The following is an 18,907-nucleotide window of genomic DNA, read 5'->3' as shown; positions in this document are numbered from 1 at the left end:
CACTATGTACCTGTATCATTTTGGTTTGCGAGAGCTACCCTTTACGCTAACACCAAACACCAACTTTTATTTAGGGCTAGAGCCCCATAATGAGGCTCTAGCGGTACTGATTACTGCCTTAAAAACGGGTGAGGGCTTTATCAAAGTCGTTGGAGAAGTAGGTACAGGTAAAACATTACTTTGTCGAAAATTACTTAATGAAATTCCTGAACACTTTGTTACTGCGTATATCCCCAATCCTTACTTAAAGCCCGATGAGTTACGTCGTGCAGTTGCCGTTGAGTTAGGTGTTAAACATGCACAACGTATGTCATTACAGTTACTAACTCAGCGCATTCAAACAAGATTATTAGAATTGCATAGCCAAGGTCATTCGGTCGTATTAATTCTAGACGAAGCACAAGCATTACCCTCAGAAAGTCTTGAAGCCCTGCGTTTATTTACTAATTTAGAAACAGAAACTCGTAAGTTGCTGCAAGTGGTGCTGTTTGCCCAGCCAGAGTTAGATCAGCGTTTAGCTGAAACAGCCTTTCGACAATTAAAGCAACGTATTACTTTTTCTTATAAATTACGAGCGATGACAAAGTTTGAGGTTGAACAGTATATTCAACACCGATTACAAGTCGCAGGTTATAAAGGCGAAAATTTATTTGGCCATGCATTAACCAAAAAAATAGCAAAAGCAACACATGGTATTCCTAGATTAGTCAATATTATCTGCCATAAAATGCTGATGCTAGGCTATGGTGAAGGTAGTTGCCAATTAACGAAAAAACATTTATCAAGTGCGATAAAAGATACCGAAAGTACACATGGTAAAAAAACTTCAAGCGCCTATTTAGTTAGCTTGCTCTTTTCTGTAATGATTGCCGCTCTGTTTTACGTTTGGAGTATTTATGGGGTGTCCGTATGAGTGTCATTAATCAAATGTTAAAAGATCTTGATAAACGTCAAGGAGAGCAAGCCGAAAACTCTAGCCCTTTGAGCTCTGTAGCGGCTAAAAACTCTAGTGTTAAAATCTTTCTTGCTGTGGTTATTCTCATTGTTTTAATCAATGTTGTTGGCATATTTGCTTGGCAACTTTATGCTGAAAACCAGTCGCTAAAATATCAAACGCAGCAATCAAGCGCTGCTGTTAGACAAATTAATTTGGATACAACAGCTGATAAAGATAATAGCAGTGAAAATATTAATGTTGAAAAGACAAAAGTAACGATAGACCTCAAAAAAGAAACTTCAGGTACTAAGTTAGTAGAAGATCTTGAGCCAACATTGTCAGAACCCATAATTGAGCCAGCCAGCCAGTCGATAGTGAATAACGCACAGCCGATCACAGGCGGCTCAAAGCGAGATAATCCATCGACGGAATATCACCGCAGTAAAGTTATTAAACAGCGAAGCAGTAAGTCGTCTATGACAGAAGCACCTGAAATAGCAGCAACAAACAACCCTGATAACAGCAAACCAACATTGACTATTTCGCGCTCGCAGCTATCACCTAAAGCGCTAGTGGATAAAAAAATTACTGAAGCTGAGCGGGCGATGGAAGTTAATAAGCTTGAAAAAGCTGCAGCGTTATTTGAAGATGTTTTACTTTTGCTACCTGAGCATGAAATAGCACGAAAACAACTTGCTGCTTTATGGTACGGTAAAAAAGCTTATCAAGATGCAATAAACTTGCTTTCACAAGGTATTGCTTTGGCACCAAACGCAGAAGAAATGCGTTTGATGGCTGCGCGTATTTACTTTGAACAAGAACAGCCTAGACAAGCGTTAAATTTACTTAGCCCGGTCAATAGTAGCGAAAAAGTTGAATTACAAATTTTATTAGCTGGTGCAGCTGTAGAGCTTAACGAACATGAGGTTGCCAGTGCCGCTTATCATAAATTATTACTGCTTGAACCCGCTGTTGGTCGTTGGTGGTTAGGCTTAGCTGTTTCACTAGATAGTCAGGGCCAATTTAAGGCAGCAAGTAATGCTTATCATCAAGCTATTAGCAAAGGTAACCTTTCAAAAGATGCAGTGCATTTTGCCCGTCAACGGTTAGTAGAGTTAGGAGAATAATATGGCTGCACCTAAATTAAAAATGCGCTTAGGGGACTTACTGGTTCACGAATGTATTATTAGTGATGAACAATTGATGCAGGCGCTAAATAGCCAGAAATCAACCGGTAGGAAGCTAGGTGATGTTCTCATTGAACTAGGTCATATTGGTGAACGTCAATTACTTGAGTTCTTAGCACAGCAACTCGATGTACCATTTTTAGACATAAGTCAGCGTCGTATTCCTAACGAAGTCGCGCTGTTGTTGCCCGAAGTACATGCCAGGCGTTTACGTGCCTTAGTAATTGAAGATCAAGGTGATGCTGTGCTGATCGGTATGAGTGATCCCGCTGATTTAAGTGCGCTTGACCAACTGGAACAAATGCTTGCACCTAAACGTTTAAAGCTTGCCGTAATAATGGAATCGCAATTATTTGAGGCTTTTGATGGGCTATATCGTCGTACCGCAGATATTGAGTCTTTTGCGAGCCAGTTAGAAGAAGAGTACGATCAAAGTAGTGACTTTGATTTATCTAATTCATTCCTTGAAGAAGGTGGTGATGCAACTGTTGGTAAGTTATTACAATCAGTTTTTGCTGATGCAGTGCAAATGCGTGCTTCCGATGTACACATTGAACCTGATGAGAACTCATTACGCATTCGACAACGTATTGACGGGGTATTACAAGAAAATATTCTTAAAGAAAATAAAATAGCTTCGGCGATGGTGCTGCGATTAAAGTTGATGGCAGGTTTAGATATCTCTGAAAAACGCTTGCCACAGGATGGTCGTTTTAACTTGCAAATCAATGGCCATAGTATTGATGTCCGTATGTCTACCATGCCTGTTCAGCATGGTGAATCGGTGGTGATGCGTTTGTTAGACCAATCAGCAGGGCTTTTGTCATTAGATGAAACGGGTATGCCAGAGGCTTTTGTTAAGCGCATTCGTCATCAAATTTCACGCCCACATGGCATGGTGCTCGTGACAGGGCCGACGGGGAGCGGTAAAACTACCACCTTGTATGCGGCATTAAGCGAACTTAATGTTTCAAGTAAAAAAATTATTACCGTTGAGGATCCTGTTGAATATAGACTGCCCCGGATTAATCAGGTGCAAGTTAATAGCAAAATTAATTTAACCTTTTCAAACGTGCTACGTACAGCTTTACGACAAGATCCAGATATTTTGATGGTAGGTGAGATGCGTGACCAAGAAACTGTAGAAATTGGTTTGAGAGGTGCATTAACTGGTCATTTAGTGCTGTCTACTTTACATACCAATGATGCAATAACCAGTGCATTACGCTTACTTGATATGGGGGCTGCGGGCTTTTTAGTTGGTAGCTCATTACGTGCTATTATCGCCCAACGGCTAGTAAGAAAAATCTGTGACGGTTGTCGAAAGGTTTATGTTCCAGACTCGCAAGAGTTAGTCTGGTTATCTCGTCTTATTGGTAGCGATATTGAAAATATTCAATTTAGTCATGGTACAGGCTGCCAAACTTGTCAACATACTGGCTATAAAGGACGTATTGGGGTTTTTGAGCTATTGGAAATGAGCGAAGCGATGATGGCTGCTTTAAAGCGTGAAGACACCGAAGAGTTCAGCAAATTGGCCAAAAATCACCCTGAATTTAAACCATTGGCGTTAGCCGCCTTTGACTATGCTAAGCTAGGAATTACGAGTGTAGAAGAAGTGTTACGCCTAGTTGAAACTGTTGATGTGACGGGATAAGAAAATAAATTATGCCTGCTTTTAATTATATTGGTCGAGATGCAAACGGTAGCCAAGTAAAAGGAATGATTGAAGCGGCTAATTCAGCGCAGGTTGCAGAACAATTGTCCCGACAGCGCATTATTCCGATATCAATTGAAGGAGCAAAATACTCAACTAAGGGAAGCTCATCTCAAAATATCGATATTGGAGATTTGCTAGGTTTAAACCAAGTCACATTAGATGACTTAATTGTTTTTTGTCGCCAAATGTACGCTTTGGTAAAATCTGGTGTACCTATTTTACGTGCCATAAATGGTATGGCAGAGTCCAGTACTTCAGTAAAACTAAAGTCGGCACTAAGTGAAATATCTACGCAACTTGAAGGCGGATACCCGTTATCTACTGCCTTACACCAGCACCCGAAATTATTCTCCCCGCTTTTTATTTCTTTGGTTCATGTCGGAGAAAATACCGGTAAGCTTGATGATGCATTTTTAAAGCTTGCCAGCTATTTTGAACGCGAACAAGAAACCCGAAAACGTATTAAGGCGGCGTTGCGTTACCCATCATTCGTACTTATTGCCATTGTGGCTGCCATGGTGATATTAAATATTTTTGTTATTCCAACTTTTGCTAATATGTTTACAAAGTTAGGCGCAGACTTACCATGGGCGACAAAGATGCTCATTGGTAGCTCAAATTTCTTTTTAGACTATTGGCCACATATGCTTATTGTGAGCATATGCGGAATTTTTTCCTTACGGTACTACTTAAAAACACCAAAGGGCATGTTTATTTGGGATAAACGTAAGTTGAAACTACCAGTCGTTGGAGGAGTTGTTGAACGCTCTATTTTATCACGCTTCTCACATAGCTTTTCTATTATTTTACGTGCTGGCGTGCCGATGACAACAGGCTTAACCTTGGTTGCTGATGCGGTTGACAATACCTATATGCGTAAAAAAATAATGACTATGCGTAGTAATATAGAAAGTGGCGAAAGCTTATTACGCTCTGCATCCAGCAGCACTTTATTTACCCCCTTAGTATTACAAATGATTGCCGTAGGAGAAGAAACTGGCCGTGTTGATGAGTTGTTAGAAGAAGTGGGGGATTATTACGAGCGAGAAGTTGATTATGAGCTGAGTACACTGACGGCTCGTATAGAGCCGATTATGATTGCAATAGTAGCAGGCATGGTACTAGTGCTAGCCTTAGGGATATTCACGCCAATGTGGGACATGATGTCGGCGTTTAAAGGGTAAATCAGCTAGTTATTAGGAATAAAACATGACACCACTGCAAGTTACAGAGAAAAGTGAAAGATCGCTTGGAGAAGTCGTTGTTGTGGTTGTGCTCGTGGCCTTATTAATGGCCAGCTTTATTTTTTACTTCTTTAAACATCAAGGGCAACTAACACGGGCTGGTTTTGAATCTGTTAGTCATGTTTTTTCAGCGCGTATTAATGGTATTCGTGCACAATGGTTTATGGACGCTCAGCCTAAGTTTGTAATCATTGAAGGTAATTTTAATGATAAAAGAGAGGGTAAATTAAAGGTACCCGTAAACGGTAAAGGTTGGGTCGATGTAAAAAATGACGCTTTGCGCTGCCAACTTATTTGGCAATATGTTATGGAATCTCCTTTGGTTTATATAAAGCAGCCAGTTGAGGCTGTGTTGGTGAGTCATCAGGGACGGGAAGTTGCGAGTTATTGCCAGTTCAGCTTACCCAGTGGTGAGTACTTCATCTATCATAGTGACAATGGCAAAGTTGATTTTAAGCAATAAAAGCTAATAATTCGACTGTAGAGGCTGGCATAATAATCAGTAAGTGGGTGACTTTGTTAGTAATTAATTGCTAGAATCAGTATAGATATATTTAAGTGAGGTTGGTATGAAAAAACAATCAGGTTTTACGCTCATTGAATTGGTAATTGTTGTGGTGATCTTAGGCTTTCTAGCTGTCACAGCAATTCCTAAATTTATTGACTTAACCGACCAAGCAAAACAAGCGAATATTGAAGGCATGGCAGGTGGTTTTGCTACGGCTGTTTCCTTAGTACGAGCACAATGGGAAGCTGAAGGGCGACCAAAAGATACTAATGGCAAAAACGCAGTTGATTATGATGGCACTACGTTATTTTTAACCAAAGAAAGTAATACTACTACACTTAAAATTAGGCCCGGCTATATTACCGGTATCGCAGACAATGGCGACAGTTTAGCTGGTTTGACAGCGACTGATTGCATCGATATTTGGCAAAGTATTTTACAGCAACCACCACGCTTGACTAATGTAATCTCGACGCTTAATAGTAATGCTTATATGGATTATTTTGTTGCAAAATCGGGCAGTAACGCTAATACCTTGTGTCATTTTTATTTGAAAGAAACACTAAATAAAGACAATAATAATAACTTTACTGACCCCGGCGTGCTGACGACAGTCGGTAATAGCTTTACTTATCAACCGGCAAATAGTTCTGTTGTTGTTTACATCAACAATCAATAATTGGTTTAATAATAGAAGGTTTATTTTATGAAAACATTAACAAATCGTAGTAATGCACAACAAGGTTTTACTCTAATCGAATTAGTGGTTGTGATTGTTATTTTAGGTATTTTAGCCGCTACGGCAGCGCCTAAGTTTATTGATTTAACCAGTGATGCTCGTGCTTCGGTTATGCAAGGTGTTGAAGGTAGTATTGAAAGTGCGGTGAGCATGGTACATGCAAAAGCATTGGTTGATGGTAAAACATCAGGTCGTCAAACTGTTATAATTGATGGTTTACATTATTCAGTATTTAACGGTTATCCTTCAGCGCAAACTCTAACAACAGGAACTGGCGCAGATGCTGATACGGCGATAGGCATATTAGGCTTATTAGATATTGAATCCAGTACAGATGGCACTTCAGGGAATTTTCAAGTGACGAATGCTGCTCCTGCCTTGATTCAGCATATATCAGCTACAACAAAAACTGCATGTCAGATTTCATATCCTGACTCTACGGCGCTGAGAACTCGACCTAATGTAACTATAGTTGTAACTGGTTGTTAATAACCTTTGACGTTTGTTACTTTAAGGAGAGCATTAGCTCTCCTTTTTTGTTTCTAATTTTAATATAGTATTTTGAATATTGAGTGTTTTGATATAAGTTAGTCTTTTGTATTTCTTATTAATAAAGTAAGCTTGAATAATATCAGATCAGGGTGAATCAGCTTGCATTGAAGGTCTTGCTAGACTTAACATCTAGGTTTACCGAGTAACCGAATATTAATCAGGGGAAGCACCGTTAGATGATTAACTATTTGAAAAAGAATAGCGATGTTTCATCATCCAATCCGCTTAATATGAGCAAAGGTGCTGGCTTTACCTTGATTGAATTAGTAATTGTTATTGTTATTTTGGCTATTCTTTCGGTCACTGTTGCACCAAAATTCTTCTCTTCAAATGGTTTCTCTGAATATGCTTATCGCATCGATGTGATTGCCAAATTACGTTTAATCCAAACGCGTGCTATGCAACAAGCAAATGATAATTGTCATCAAGTTATGATCACCAGTACAAAGCTTGGTAAAGTGAAAAAAAAAGTAGGAGAGGGTGAGTGCTCTACTCCTCCTGAGTTTGCTGATCAAAGCGAAAAAAGAGCGACCTTAGTTGAAATAGATAGCAATGACAATGTCACGTTTAATCCAAGCGGCACTGTGTTTAGCTTTGACTTTATGGGCCGTCCTCAAAACTGTAGTAATCCTTGTGAAATAGTCATCACTGGTGAGCAAGCCTTAACTGTTCGAATTGAATCGGAAGGCTATATCCATGCGCTGTGAACGCTTTCGTCAAGATAAAAACTATATATCGCTGACGGTACAACGAGGCTTTACTTTAATCGAAACTATCGTAGGTATCGTGGTGCTGTCGATATCTTTGTCGATATTTACGACCTTGGTTTATCCCGTAGCAATTGAAAGCGCCAAGCAAGTACATCAAATTCGTGCCGCTGAGTTAGGGCAATCGATGATCAATGAAATTCTCGGTAAGGCATTTGATGAAAAGTCGGACATGTCCGGTGGGTTAATTCGATGTGGAGAAGACGGTGTTACTTGCACAACAGCTAATAATTTAGGACCTGATGAGATAAGCCTTGATGTCGATGAAGTACGAGATGTTTTCAATGATGTCGATGATTATAACGGTTTAAGGGATATAGAAAGTTCGCTAGGGCAAAATGATTCATTAGCCGATATATACCGAGGGTTTAAAACCCATGTCAGGGTTGTTTATGATAGCGATAACAATGGCATTGCGGATGCTAACATAAGCAATGCTAAGCTGATCACGGTAACTGTTACTACGCCGCAAGGCTTTGATTTTGTCTTTTCTGCTTATCGGTATAATTTCTGATGAATAAAATGTGGAACAAACAGAACGGCTTTACGCTGGTTGAGTTGGTCACGGTTATTGTGATCATAGGAGTTTTAGCGGTCAGTGCGACTACGTTTCTTCGTTTTGGTACGCAAAGCTATACTGATGCAGCTGATCGTGATGAATTGATCTCAACCGCTCGATTTGTTGTTGAACGACTTAATCGAGAAGTGAGAAATGCACTGCCTAATAGCATGCGAATTGTAAATGGTAGCGGTAAGCAATGTTTGGAGTTTACTCCCATTGCACGTAGTGCTACATATCTGGATATTCCCGTGGCTCCCGAAGCTGCACGTAATACAATAACATTGGCTCCGTTTGCTAGCGCACTTGTTAATAATAGTTCACGTATTGCTGTATATGCACTGAACAGTAATGATGTTTATGATATGCCCAACGGTGTGATTGCGGGTTTTGAGTCACTTTCGCTAGACTATGAAAAGCATGAACTGAATAATTCTTCAGTCCCTGTCGTACTTACGTTGAGTGCATTGACACAATTTAAAACTGAATCACCGACAAATCGCTTGTACTTTATCGGTACAGCTACTGCTTATTGCCTTGAAGGTAGCCAGTTATTTCGATACGAAGGTTATGTTAATTCTGCTATTGACAATATCCCCGTTCGCGGTACTAATAACGGCAAAGACAACTGGAGTTTAATGGCCGAATATATTGATAACTCAGCTTCATCTTTTGATGTCGCGAATGCGACATTACAGCGAAACTCCTTGGTACAGGTACGGCTAGCCTTCTTTAAAAATTCAGAAACTATTGTCTTTAACAATGAGGTGCAGGTGCCTAATGTTCCATAATAGCCATGGTAAAAAACTTAAATCACCTAGCAAGCCTTTGAGTATTAATAAAAACCGAGGTAGTGCTTTAGTGATTGCAATCTTCGTTATTATTGTTATTTCATTACTTGGCGCAGCATTAGTTAAAATGATGGCGTCGAGCCAAGAAAGCTTAGCTTTTGAAGTGCTAGGAACGCGTGCTTATACTGCGGCACAATCAGGTGCGCAATGGCAGTTATCGCAAGTTTTTCCGTTAAATAATGCGACTTCTTCGTGCATAAACGCGGAAACAGCAAAAACTTTCAATAATGTTGAAGGTTTAGCGCAATGCGAGGCTAAGGTGAGTTGTTCAATGTTTACGAATAGTGGCACGACATATTACACTATTACTAGCATAGGCGAATGTGATATTGATGGTGAAAAGGCCTCTAGGGAAATTGAGGTAGAAGCTCGTAGTTTGTAAATGTGTTATGGTTATTTAGGCTTTTTTATCATTTTTTAAGCGTTTTATTTTAAGGGCTGAAGGTAGTGGTTATGAATATTATTAAGTTTATCGTTGCGTGTTGTGCTACGTTATTTTTATTACTTTCTAACCAAGTTTTTGCTGCGCAATGTTCGGCAGTATTTCCTGATGTAATTGCTACACATGGCAATGGTAATGGCAATAGCTGGATTAATTTTGGCTTCGATTCCCGTCTTGTTAATAACCCTGACACTGTACTATCGACGCTTCGTATCGACGGCAATTCAATATTTGATGTTAATAGTTGTGGCAGTGCTGATTGCACTGCTTCAAATAGCTCAGCAGAAAAAGTGAGTGTAAACTTTCGGCGCGGTGGAGGCAGTGTTAACTATAGTCCGCCAAGCTTTCAAACGACAACCTTTGGCATACGTGGAACGAATAATTATCGCAATATTTCTGCACAGTCGGACGCCACTATGCAGTTTGGTGATGCTTATGATGTTTATTTCTTTGAAAATCTCTCTCTGAGTTCCAACAATACACTTAACCTATCAGCAGGAAAAACTTATTACTTTAGAAAGTTCAGCGTTGGGTCAAATGTAAATATCAATGTTATTGGTTCAGGTACTGCAACGGTTTTTGTTGATGCGGGAGTAAACTTTACTTCGCCCTCGATGATTAATTCACCTAGCGAAAATCGTTCAGGTGATGTTAGTAAATTAGTGATGCATACTAAAGGTAGCGTTACTTTTGGTAGTCGCTCTACCTTCTCTGGGGCACTATATGCGAAGAATATTACTTTTACGTCTGCAAGTTATTTATTTGGTGTCGCTTCGGGAGAAAGAGTTACTTTAGGTAGTAACTCAGTACTTACTTACGATAGCACTGTTTTTGATGCTGATTTTGGTGAAATTTGTGACTTCTCTTCTCCTGTTATTGCCGTGGTTAATTATCAATTTGATGAATGTAAATATACTGGTGTAGGTAATGAAGTGCTTGACCAACTTGGGAGTTTTAATGCTAATGCTTCAAGTGGCGTTTCATCGTCTAGTAATGCGACTATTAATCGTTCGTTAGATCTTAGTGTTGATGATACCAGTGACTGGGTTAGCGTGCCTAAAGGTGCTATTGATGGATTAGATAGTTTCTCAATTTCTGTGTGGATAAATACATCGGTATCAAAAAGCCAACAAGAAATTTTCCAAGCGCTAGGTAGTAGTGCCTCTGATGATGAAGTTGAGCTTTACCTTATTAATAGTTCAACCTTAAACATTAAACTCAAAGATCGTGATAAGAACTTCTCTATTGGCCGTAATGTAACTAATGGTCAGTGGCATCACCTCGTTGTGACCAGAGTCCAAGACGATATTTGCTTGTATGTTAACGGCGGTCTTCAAGATTGTGATGATGGCTTTCCAAATCGTAGTCTTTCTGTACCTAATAATGCAGTTGTGATTGGACAAGAACAAGACAGCTTTGGCGGAAGCTTTACCTCAGAGCAGAGCTTTGAAGGAAAAATTGATGAATTTATTATTTTTGATGGTGCGCTTACTGCTGATGATGTATTGGCCATTTATAATCATCAAAGTGCCGGTAATAATTATGATGGCTCAACTCGTAGTGCAGTAAGTTGTCAAAGTTTATTGGCATATTATGCTTTTGAGCAAAGCTCTATTTCAGCACTAATTGAAGATACTAGCGGCTCCGGTAATCATGGATCGAATATTAGTGGCATTTCTACCGCTAATGGTAAATATTGCCGTGGTTTTGATTCAAACGGCACAAATAGTAGTTCTGCTACGAGCAACGCTTTTAATTCAAATGTTAATTTACTTAATGATGTTGGTCGGCAAGGTTCGATCAGCTTTTGGTTTAATAGTAATACTGAGTGGAATAGAGGGGGCTATAACAATGGTGGAGAACGAACTTTATTTGATGCAAGCTTAGATTTGCCTGGTGGTAGCAATAGCGATAAATATTTTACTTTAAAAGTGAGAAATAATGGTCGTTTACGCTTATCACTTGAGGATAGCAATGACCGTGGCTTTATGCTGACAGAGTCAAGTAGCTCGGTGCTTCGTAGTGCTAATACTTGGTACAATATTGCTATAACATGGGATTACTCTAGCGGTAGGTTTCAAATATACCTTGATGGTGTGCTAATTATAAATCAAGTGCATAGTACTTCCGGCCAGATTTCAGGCTTGGGTGATATCATTTTTGGTGATAATGCCTCTACATATTCTAGTAATAGCAGTAATATTTTAGCATCAAATTATTCCGCGAATGGCCGTTTTGATGAAGTAAGAATTTATGATGAAGTGATTTCACAAGTGCAAGTGTTAGCCGACCTCAATGAAAATAATTGTGTTGATGATGTTATTCATCATTATGAAATTATTCATGATGGTGTTGGTTTAACATGTGCTGCTGAACCAATTACTATTAAAGCTTGTACTAATAGCGATTGTACGACTTTAAGCACTGAACCTGTATCTTTAGACTTTACAGTTGATGGCGCAACGAAGGCTGCTGTTACTTTTACCGGTAGCACCGATACTAATAATCCTAACTTTAGTTTTAATCATACGACACCAGAAACGTTAACTTTGTCGGTGGCCAGCGCAACGGTGCCTACAACTAACCCTGTGCAGTGTTCAGGCGGTAATTGTGATATGACTTTTGCAGATTCTGAGTTTAGATTCCTATATGGTGCTAGTAATAGTGAAATAATTGCCAATCAGGTTTCGGGTGCCGTCTTTAGCGGACTTAAAATTCAAGCCCGAAAAAGTGTAAATGGTGAATGTAAAGGGCTCTTTAGTGGCTCTGTGAGTGTGAAGCTGGCACAGGAGAATAGGCCTTCAGACCCGACAGATACTAATGCTGGTTTGATGTTTCGTATCAACAGTACTGATGGTACCGATGGTGATGATATAAGAAAGTACAGCGCGTTTTCTGATGATATTCCTCTGAACTTTACAATAAACAATGGTGAAGAGAGTGTCGCTGTTATTCCCGGCCCAGTATATCTTGATGCTGGTAGGATTCGTTTACAGGCAAGTTATAACAAAAATGGCATTTCGTTATTGGGCAATTCGAATGAGTTTTGGGTTAGGCCTGACCGTTTTGAAATAAACTCGACAGCTAAATACAATGTAACGACTGATAGTACATTTACGGCAGGCAAAACGTTTGATTTTAATGTGAGTGCCTTAAATCTTCATGGCGCTGTAACTCAAAACTACTTACAAACGGACGGAGAATTAGCACTTAAATTGGTCCGAGTTTTACCTACTAATACAGCTAGCGTAAACGGACTTTTCACCGTTGCTAACAACCTTGATTTATCTGATGAACTTACTAATACCTTTGTGGAGCAAACTTTGACGAGTTTTAAGCTTGGTACTAAAGGTATTTCTGAGTTTTCTGGTGCTAAATATAACGAAGTAGGCAATATTGCTGTTGATTTACAAGATGCTAAATATGGTGGATTAGATGATAGCGGGTGGGTTATTCCTGCCGCAGAAGTTACTTTAGGGCGCTTTATTCCTGCTTATTTTGAGCAAACACTTAATACCGCTGGAAATTTAGATAGTTATCATAATGCTAACTCAGGATGTACTGCGTTAAATTGGGCGTATACAGGTCAAAAAGTATTAGACACCGAAAATAAAGGCACCATACATTATGGCCTTAAACCTGTTATAGACATTGTTGCATATAATGCTGATAAGCAGCGAACAAAGAACTACACATTAGCTGAAGATATAAATTCAAATAAAATATTAATGAAATTGAGTAATTCAGGAGTAACAATTACCTCACCTACATTTGATCAAAAGCAGCTTCAGGTTGGGGGAGTTGTTAAAGAAGATAAAAGTGAAAATGTGGCTGTTAGTTCTGATATAGAAACAGGCATTCTAGCGGCAAAAGCAGGTGAAGCGGGGACTATGACATATACTTTTAGTGAGCTTGACCGTTTTAGCTATGTGCGCAATCATTTGAGTTTTTTAAAGCCGTTTGAAGCAGAAATACCGTTTATTACTGAAGCTGTGCTTGATGATGATGGTGTAAAGCTTCGAGTAGATAATACGCCGCTTGATTCTACAGATAACCCTACCGAAGACTTTACCATTATGGGGGTTAATATTCGTTTTGCTCGTATGGTATTAGATAATGCATATGGCTCAGAAAATTCAACCTTAAGATCGCCTATTTACATAGAAATATTTAATGGTCATCCTGATTCAGCTTATGTTAATTTTTCAAAGGCAGTGGATGAAAACTGTTTAGTACCTATGATAAAAGATAAAAAGCCTGGGAATAAATACTCTGGAAATATGACTTTATGGGATTACCGCTTGATAGATATAGATAATACTGATGGTCTTGAAGTAGATGATACGAGTGCAAGTATCACAAAAAGTTTTAATGTCGGCTCTCATGAGAACCTATTTTTTGCTGCTCCAAGTAAGCAAGGAGTATTAGAATTTGAATATGAAGTGCCTGACTGGTTAAAATTTGATTGGAAAAACGAAGACAGTGATAATAATGGTCCACATGATGTTAATCCAAGCGCTAGGCTTAACTTTGGACTTTACCGAGGCAATGACCGTATCATTTCGTGGCGTGAGGTTTCTAATTAAGCTGCTAATTAGGTTTCAGGCCGGGTAATGTTGATGTAATCCATAAGGATTTCTTTTATTTTCACTTTTTAGTAAAAAAACGTCATATATTTCTAATATTTTTATCATTCTAGCAACACAAACGTTATAGTCTGCGGTATGATACCGGGTTATAACACATTTTTAATATGTGAGTATCTATTAACTCGCATATCAAGAACCCTCTATATTCTGGCAATTTGTTGCCTAGGTGATGTTTAAAGGACATTTCGACAATATGTTTAAGAAATTACGTGGCATGTTTTCTAACGATTTATCAATCGACTTAGGAACAGCAAATACCCTGATTTATGTAAAAGACCAAGGCATTGTACTTAACGAGCCTTCTGTTGTAGCGATTCGTCAAGACCGTGCTGGTGGCTCTAAAAGTGTTGCTGCAGTTGGCGCAGCGGCTAAACAAATGTTAGGTCGAACGCCGGGCAATATTGAAGCCATTCGTCCGATGAAAGATGGGGTTATTGCTAACTTTTTTGTGACTGAAAAAATGTTGCAGTACTTTATTAAACAAGTACACAGCAATAACTTTTTACGCCCAAGCCCACGTGTATTAGTTTGTGTGCCTTGTGGTTCAACACAAGTTGAGCGACGTGCAATTCGAGAATCAGCCTTAGGAGCTGGCGCTCGTGAAGTTTATTTGATTGATGAGCCTATGGCTGCCGCTATTGGCGCAGGTATGCCAGTATCGGAAGCAACCGGCTCAATGGTAGTCGATATTGGTGGTGGTACTACAGAAGTTGGTATTATCGCATTAAATGGTGTGGTTTATTCTTCATCAGTTCGCATTGGCGGTGATAAGTTTGATGATGCCATTATTAACTATGTACGCCGTAATTTTGGTAGCTTAATTGGTGAAGCAACGGCTGAGCGTATTAAGCACGAAATTGGTTCAGCCTACCCAGGTGAAGAATTAGTTGAAATTGAAGTACGTGGTCGTAACTTAGCTGAAGGTGTTCCACGTAGCTTTACTTTGAATAGCAATGAAATTTTAGAAGCCTTACAAGAGCCATTAACAGGTATTGTTAGTGCGATTATGGTTGCGCTTGAACAATCACCACCAGAGCTTGCTTCTGATATTTCAGAGCGTGGCATGATTCTAACCGGTGGCGGTGCGTTGCTGAAAGATCTTGACCGTTTATTAATGGAAGAAACTGGTATTCCAGTGGTCGTAGCTGATGATCCACTAACTTGTGTTGCACGTGGTGGTGGTAAGGCTATCGAAATGATTGATATGCACGGTGGCGATCTGTTTTCTTACGAATAACGATTAGCTTACGCAATGAATGCTATTTTTAAACATGGACCTTCTCCACAGCACCGACTCGTTCTGGTGCTGTTTTGTTCTGCCCTATTAATATTTTTTGATCATAAAATGAATAGCTTTGAATCCGTTCGAGGCTATCTTCAATCTATGGTTAGTCCGCTACAGTATTTAGCCACTACACCAAAACAAATGATGAATTGGGCTGCGGAAAACATTGTTACGCGTCGGCAATTAGTAGCAGATAACGAGCAGTATAAAGTCAATGAGTTAGTTTTTCATGAGCAGGCTTTGCAACTAGATATTGTTAAAAAAGAAAATGAGCGTCTAAGGGCGTTGCTTTCCTCTCCTTTACGTACAGATACCCGAAAAATGGTGGCAGAAATTTTAACGGTAGATAGTGATCCATATACTCATCAAGTAGTAATTAATCGTGGTGCGAATGACGGCGTATATGAAGGGCAAGCTGTTATCGATGACGAAGGTATTGTCGGTCAAATACTTCATGTTGGTACAACAAGCAGTCGAGTGCTACTAATTACCGATGTTACTCATGCTATTCCTGTAAGAATAAGTCGCAATGGTGTGCGATTAATTGCTAATGGGGTGGGAGTTATTGATCAATTAAGCCATAGTCATGTTCCACATAGTGCTGATGTTCGAGTTGGTGATGTGCTTGTTACTTCAGGATTGGGAAGTAAGTTTCCAGAGGGTTATCCTGTAGCTAAAGTAACATTTGTTATGCAAGATGAATCTCATGCTTTTGCCCGTATCCAAAGCCAACCTGTGGCGAAAATAGATCGTTTACGTTACGTGTTGTTGTTATGGCCAGAGCACAGTGAATCGACAGTTATTAATGACTCTGCAGCTAAAATTATAGAAAATCAATTGCTAGAAAAAGGTGTCAGTGAATGACCCTTTCTAGTCGTCTTATTATTCTGTTAACTTTCTTAGTCGCACTTATGGCGAGTATTATGCCGCTACCATTAAGTGTTGATGCTTTTCGCCCTGATTGGGTATTAGTGGTACTACTGTATTGGTGCTTGGCATTGCCCGCACGAGTCAATGTTATTTCAGCAGGGGTAATGGGGTTTATTCTTGATGTTTTACTGGGATCAACATTAGGCGTGCACGCTGGCGCGATGGCGATAGCGATTTACATTGTTGCAGGGAACTTTCAAAAAATACGCAACTTTTCATTGTGGCAGCAAAGTATGATTGTTGGGGTGCTATCTGCACTTTACCATTTAATTGTTTTTTGGCTGCAACGCTTCCTTACTGATGCAGTTTTTTTGCCTAGCTATTTATACCCTGTGATCACGACTATTATTCTCTGGCCGTGGGCATTTCTATTATTACGTAAAATAAGACGAAACTTTCGAATCAAATAACATGTCTACTACTTTGATACTGGCGTCACAGTCACCTCGCCGAAAAGAGTTGCTTGCGCAGCTAGGTTATGATTTTCAATGTTTACCTGCAGATATTGATGAAAGCATTCGGTCAGATGAGAATGCTGCACAATATGTTGCACGTTTGGCGTTAGAAAAAGCAAATGCAATTGCACAAAAACAGGCGAATGGTGAAGCTGTTGTATTAGGCTCTGATACCAGCGTGGTATTTCAGCAGCATATTTTAGGCAAGCCAGAATCATTAGATGATTGTATCGCTATGCTGAAAATGCTGTCTGATAATTCACATCAGGTGGTTACTGCTATTGCAGCAGTACAAGGTGAGCGTAGTGAAGTAATAACTGTTACTACTGACGTTGACTTTAAAGCATTATCAATTGCGGAAATAACTCGTTATTGGCAAACCGGTGAACCGCAAGATAAAGCAGGTGCTTATGGTATTCAGGGCATAGCCGGACAATTTGTGAAACAAATTCGCGGTAGTTATTCATCTGTGGTCGGGTTACCTTTGTATGAAACAGCCCAATTATTATCTTCTTTTGGCGTGAAGTCGTTAATAGCACAAGACTAATTTTGATATAAATAGGAATTGAAATGAGCGGTGAGTTACTGATCAATGTTACACCCAGCGAAACGCGGGTGGCACTAATAGAAAATGGTTCACTGCAAGAAGTTCATGTTGAGCGTGAAGCCCGTCGTGGCTTAGTGGGTAATATTTACCTCGGTAAAATTATTCGCGTTTTACCGGGCATGCAAGCAGCTTTTGTTGATATAAACTTGGGTAAAGCCGCATTTTTACATGCTTCTGATATTAACTCTAAGCTTATTGTTAAAGAAGAAAGTAGCAATCATGATCAAGTTCCTGATATTCGTAATTTAGTACATGAAGGCCAGTATATTGTAGTACAAGTGGTGAAAGACCCACTAGGGACTAAAGGCGCTAGGCTAACCACTGATATTACCGTGGCAGCGCGATTTTTAGTCCTTATGCCGAATGCCAGTCATGCTGGCATATCACAACGTATCGAAGATCCTAAAGAGCGTAATCGCTTAAAATCAATTGTGACGCCATATTGTGGTGAAGATCATGGCTTTATTGTTCGTACTGCTGCAGAAGGTGCTGGTACTGAAGAGTTACAGCATGATGCTGAGTTTTTACGACGGGTTTGGACGAAAGTAATAGAGCGCAAACAACGTAAGCAAACTAAAGACCCGATTTATCAAGACTTGTCATTAGCATTTAGGATTTTACGTGATTTTGTTGGTGTATCGTTAGAGCGTATTCGCATCGACTCTAAATTAACTTACGAACAATTGGTGGAATTCACTACCGAATTTGTACCAAGTTTAGCCCCCGTCATTGAATATTACCCAGGTGAGCGACCAATATTTGATTTATTTGATGTAGAAAGCGAAATACAACGATCATTACATCGAAAAATTGAATTGAAATCAGGCGGTTCTTTAATTATTGATCAAACTGAAGCAATGACTACTATTGATATCAATACTGGTGCTTTTGTTGGTCATCGCAATTTAGAAGAAACGATATTTAATACTAATATCGAAGCAACTCAGGCTATTGCAAGACAGCTTAGGTTAAGAAACCTTGGCGGTATTATTATCGTTGATTTTATTGATATGAATGATAAAGACCATCAACGACGGGTTTTACATAGCTTAGATATAGCAATGGCGCGTGATAACGTAAAATATAGTATCTCTGGCTTTTCAGCTCTTGGGCTTGTAGAAATGACACGCAAGCGCACACGTGAAAGCTTGGAGCATATCTTATGTGGTGAATGTGAAGTTTGTCATGGCCGTGGTTATGTTAAAACTGTTGAAACGGTTTGTTTTGAAATTTTACGTGAAATTGTCAGGGTTAATCGCGCCTATGATGCCGATAAGTTTATCGTTTATGCATCGTCATCAGTAAGTGAGTCACTAATCAATGATGAATACCATAACCTCGCTGAGCTAGAAGTGTTCATTGGTAAGCAAATTAAGATACAAACTGAAAATATGTATAATCAAGAGCAGTTCGATGTTGTGATGATGTAGCAACTTTCTTAGTTGTTGTGATTATTGATCAGGTAAATTTAGGGG

The 18,907-nt window shown here is 39.4% G+C and carries 17 protein-coding genes; all 17 read left to right on the top strand.

The window, feature by feature from the left end:
* Nucleotides 1-4 precede the first annotated feature (4 nt).
* Nucleotides 5-913, top strand: coding sequence for an ExeA family protein (locus B7C41_RS08860; RefSeq protein ID WP_085298422.1), 909 nt, complete (start codon nucleotides 5-7; stop codon nucleotides 911-913).
* Entirely contained in the window at nucleotides 910-2,064 is a 1,155-nt protein-coding gene (locus B7C41_RS08855; protein ID WP_085298421.1) for a tetratricopeptide repeat protein, read from the top strand. Before B7C41_RS08860 ends, B7C41_RS08855 begins: the two co-directional genes overlap by 4 nt.
* A 1-nt stretch (nucleotide 2,065) precedes the next feature.
* Nucleotides 2,066-3,781 carry a GspE/PulE family protein gene (locus B7C41_RS08850; RefSeq protein WP_085298420.1) on the top strand — a complete coding sequence of 572 codons (1,716 nt, stop codon included), beginning with the start codon at nucleotides 2,066-2,068 and terminating at the stop codon, nucleotides 3,779-3,781.
* Nucleotides 3,782-3,792: 11 nt separating this feature from the next.
* On the top strand, nucleotides 3,793-5,028 hold the full coding sequence (locus tag B7C41_RS08845; RefSeq protein WP_085298419.1) for a type II secretion system F family protein: 1,236 nt from the start codon (nucleotides 3,793-3,795) through the stop codon (nucleotides 5,026-5,028).
* A gap of 25 nt (nucleotides 5,029-5,053) precedes the next feature.
* A complete protein-coding gene (locus tag B7C41_RS08840; protein ID WP_085298418.1) occupies nucleotides 5,054-5,551 on the top strand; it encodes a hypothetical protein in 498 nt (165 codons plus the stop codon).
* 106 nt (nucleotides 5,552-5,657) lie between these two features.
* Nucleotides 5,658-6,275, top strand: a complete 618-nt coding sequence (locus B7C41_RS20610; RefSeq protein WP_085298417.1) for a type II secretion system protein — start codon at nucleotides 5,658-5,660, stop codon at nucleotides 6,273-6,275.
* Nucleotides 6,276-6,302: 27 nt separating this feature from the next.
* Nucleotides 6,303-6,824, top strand: coding sequence for a type II secretion system protein (locus B7C41_RS20605; RefSeq protein WP_085298416.1), 522 nt, complete (start codon nucleotides 6,303-6,305; stop codon nucleotides 6,822-6,824).
* A 239-nt stretch (nucleotides 6,825-7,063) separates the two neighbouring features.
* Nucleotides 7,064-7,594, top strand: coding sequence for a type II secretion system protein (locus B7C41_RS20600; protein ID WP_085298415.1), 531 nt, complete (start codon nucleotides 7,064-7,066; stop codon nucleotides 7,592-7,594).
* Nucleotides 7,584-8,168 carry a type IV pilus modification PilV family protein gene (locus tag B7C41_RS08820; RefSeq protein WP_085298414.1) on the top strand — a complete coding sequence of 195 codons (585 nt, stop codon included), beginning with the start codon at nucleotides 7,584-7,586 and terminating at the stop codon, nucleotides 8,166-8,168. The genes B7C41_RS20600 and B7C41_RS08820 overlap by 11 nt, the downstream gene beginning before the upstream one ends.
* A complete protein-coding gene (locus tag B7C41_RS08815; protein ID WP_085298413.1) occupies nucleotides 8,168-9,004 on the top strand; it encodes a PulJ/GspJ family protein in 837 nt (278 codons plus the stop codon). Before B7C41_RS08820 ends, B7C41_RS08815 begins: the two co-directional genes overlap by 1 nt.
* Nucleotides 8,994-9,446, top strand: a complete 453-nt coding sequence (locus B7C41_RS08810) for a hypothetical protein (protein WP_085298412.1) — start codon at nucleotides 8,994-8,996, stop codon at nucleotides 9,444-9,446. The genes B7C41_RS08815 and B7C41_RS08810 overlap by 11 nt, the downstream gene beginning before the upstream one ends.
* Nucleotides 9,447-9,517: 71 nt before the next feature.
* Nucleotides 9,518-14,092: a LamG domain-containing protein gene (locus B7C41_RS08805; RefSeq protein ID WP_085298411.1), complete on the top strand. Its 4,575-nt coding sequence runs from the start codon at nucleotides 9,518-9,520 to the stop codon at nucleotides 14,090-14,092.
* A 256-nt stretch (nucleotides 14,093-14,348) separates the two neighbouring features.
* Nucleotides 14,349-15,392: a rod shape-determining protein gene (locus B7C41_RS08800; RefSeq protein WP_085298410.1), complete on the top strand. Its 1,044-nt coding sequence runs from the start codon at nucleotides 14,349-14,351 to the stop codon at nucleotides 15,390-15,392.
* Between the two features lie 15 nt (nucleotides 15,393-15,407).
* Nucleotides 15,408-16,304, top strand: a complete 897-nt coding sequence (mreC, locus tag B7C41_RS08795) for a rod shape-determining protein MreC (RefSeq protein ID WP_085298409.1) — start codon at nucleotides 15,408-15,410, stop codon at nucleotides 16,302-16,304.
* Nucleotides 16,301-16,780: a rod shape-determining protein MreD gene (gene mreD, locus B7C41_RS08790; RefSeq protein WP_085298408.1), complete on the top strand. Its 480-nt coding sequence runs from the start codon at nucleotides 16,301-16,303 to the stop codon at nucleotides 16,778-16,780. Before mreC ends, mreD begins: the two co-directional genes overlap by 4 nt.
* Before the next feature lies 1 nt (nucleotide 16,781).
* Entirely contained in the window at nucleotides 16,782-17,372 is a 591-nt protein-coding gene (locus tag B7C41_RS08785) for a Maf family protein (RefSeq protein WP_085298407.1), read from the top strand.
* A gap of 23 nt (nucleotides 17,373-17,395) precedes the next feature.
* Nucleotides 17,396-18,862: a ribonuclease G gene (rng, locus tag B7C41_RS08780; protein ID WP_085298406.1), complete on the top strand. Its 1,467-nt coding sequence runs from the start codon at nucleotides 17,396-17,398 to the stop codon at nucleotides 18,860-18,862.
* The last annotated feature ends 45 nt before the right edge of the window (nucleotides 18,863-18,907 follow it).

Origin of the sequence: Cognaticolwellia mytili, from assembly GCF_002104475.1 — a bacterium.
GTDB lineage: Bacteria > Pseudomonadota > Gammaproteobacteria > Enterobacterales > Alteromonadaceae > Cognaticolwellia > Cognaticolwellia mytili.
The sequence above is the reverse complement of the archived record's forward strand: the minus strand, read 5'-3'. Positions and strand labels throughout refer to the sequence as shown.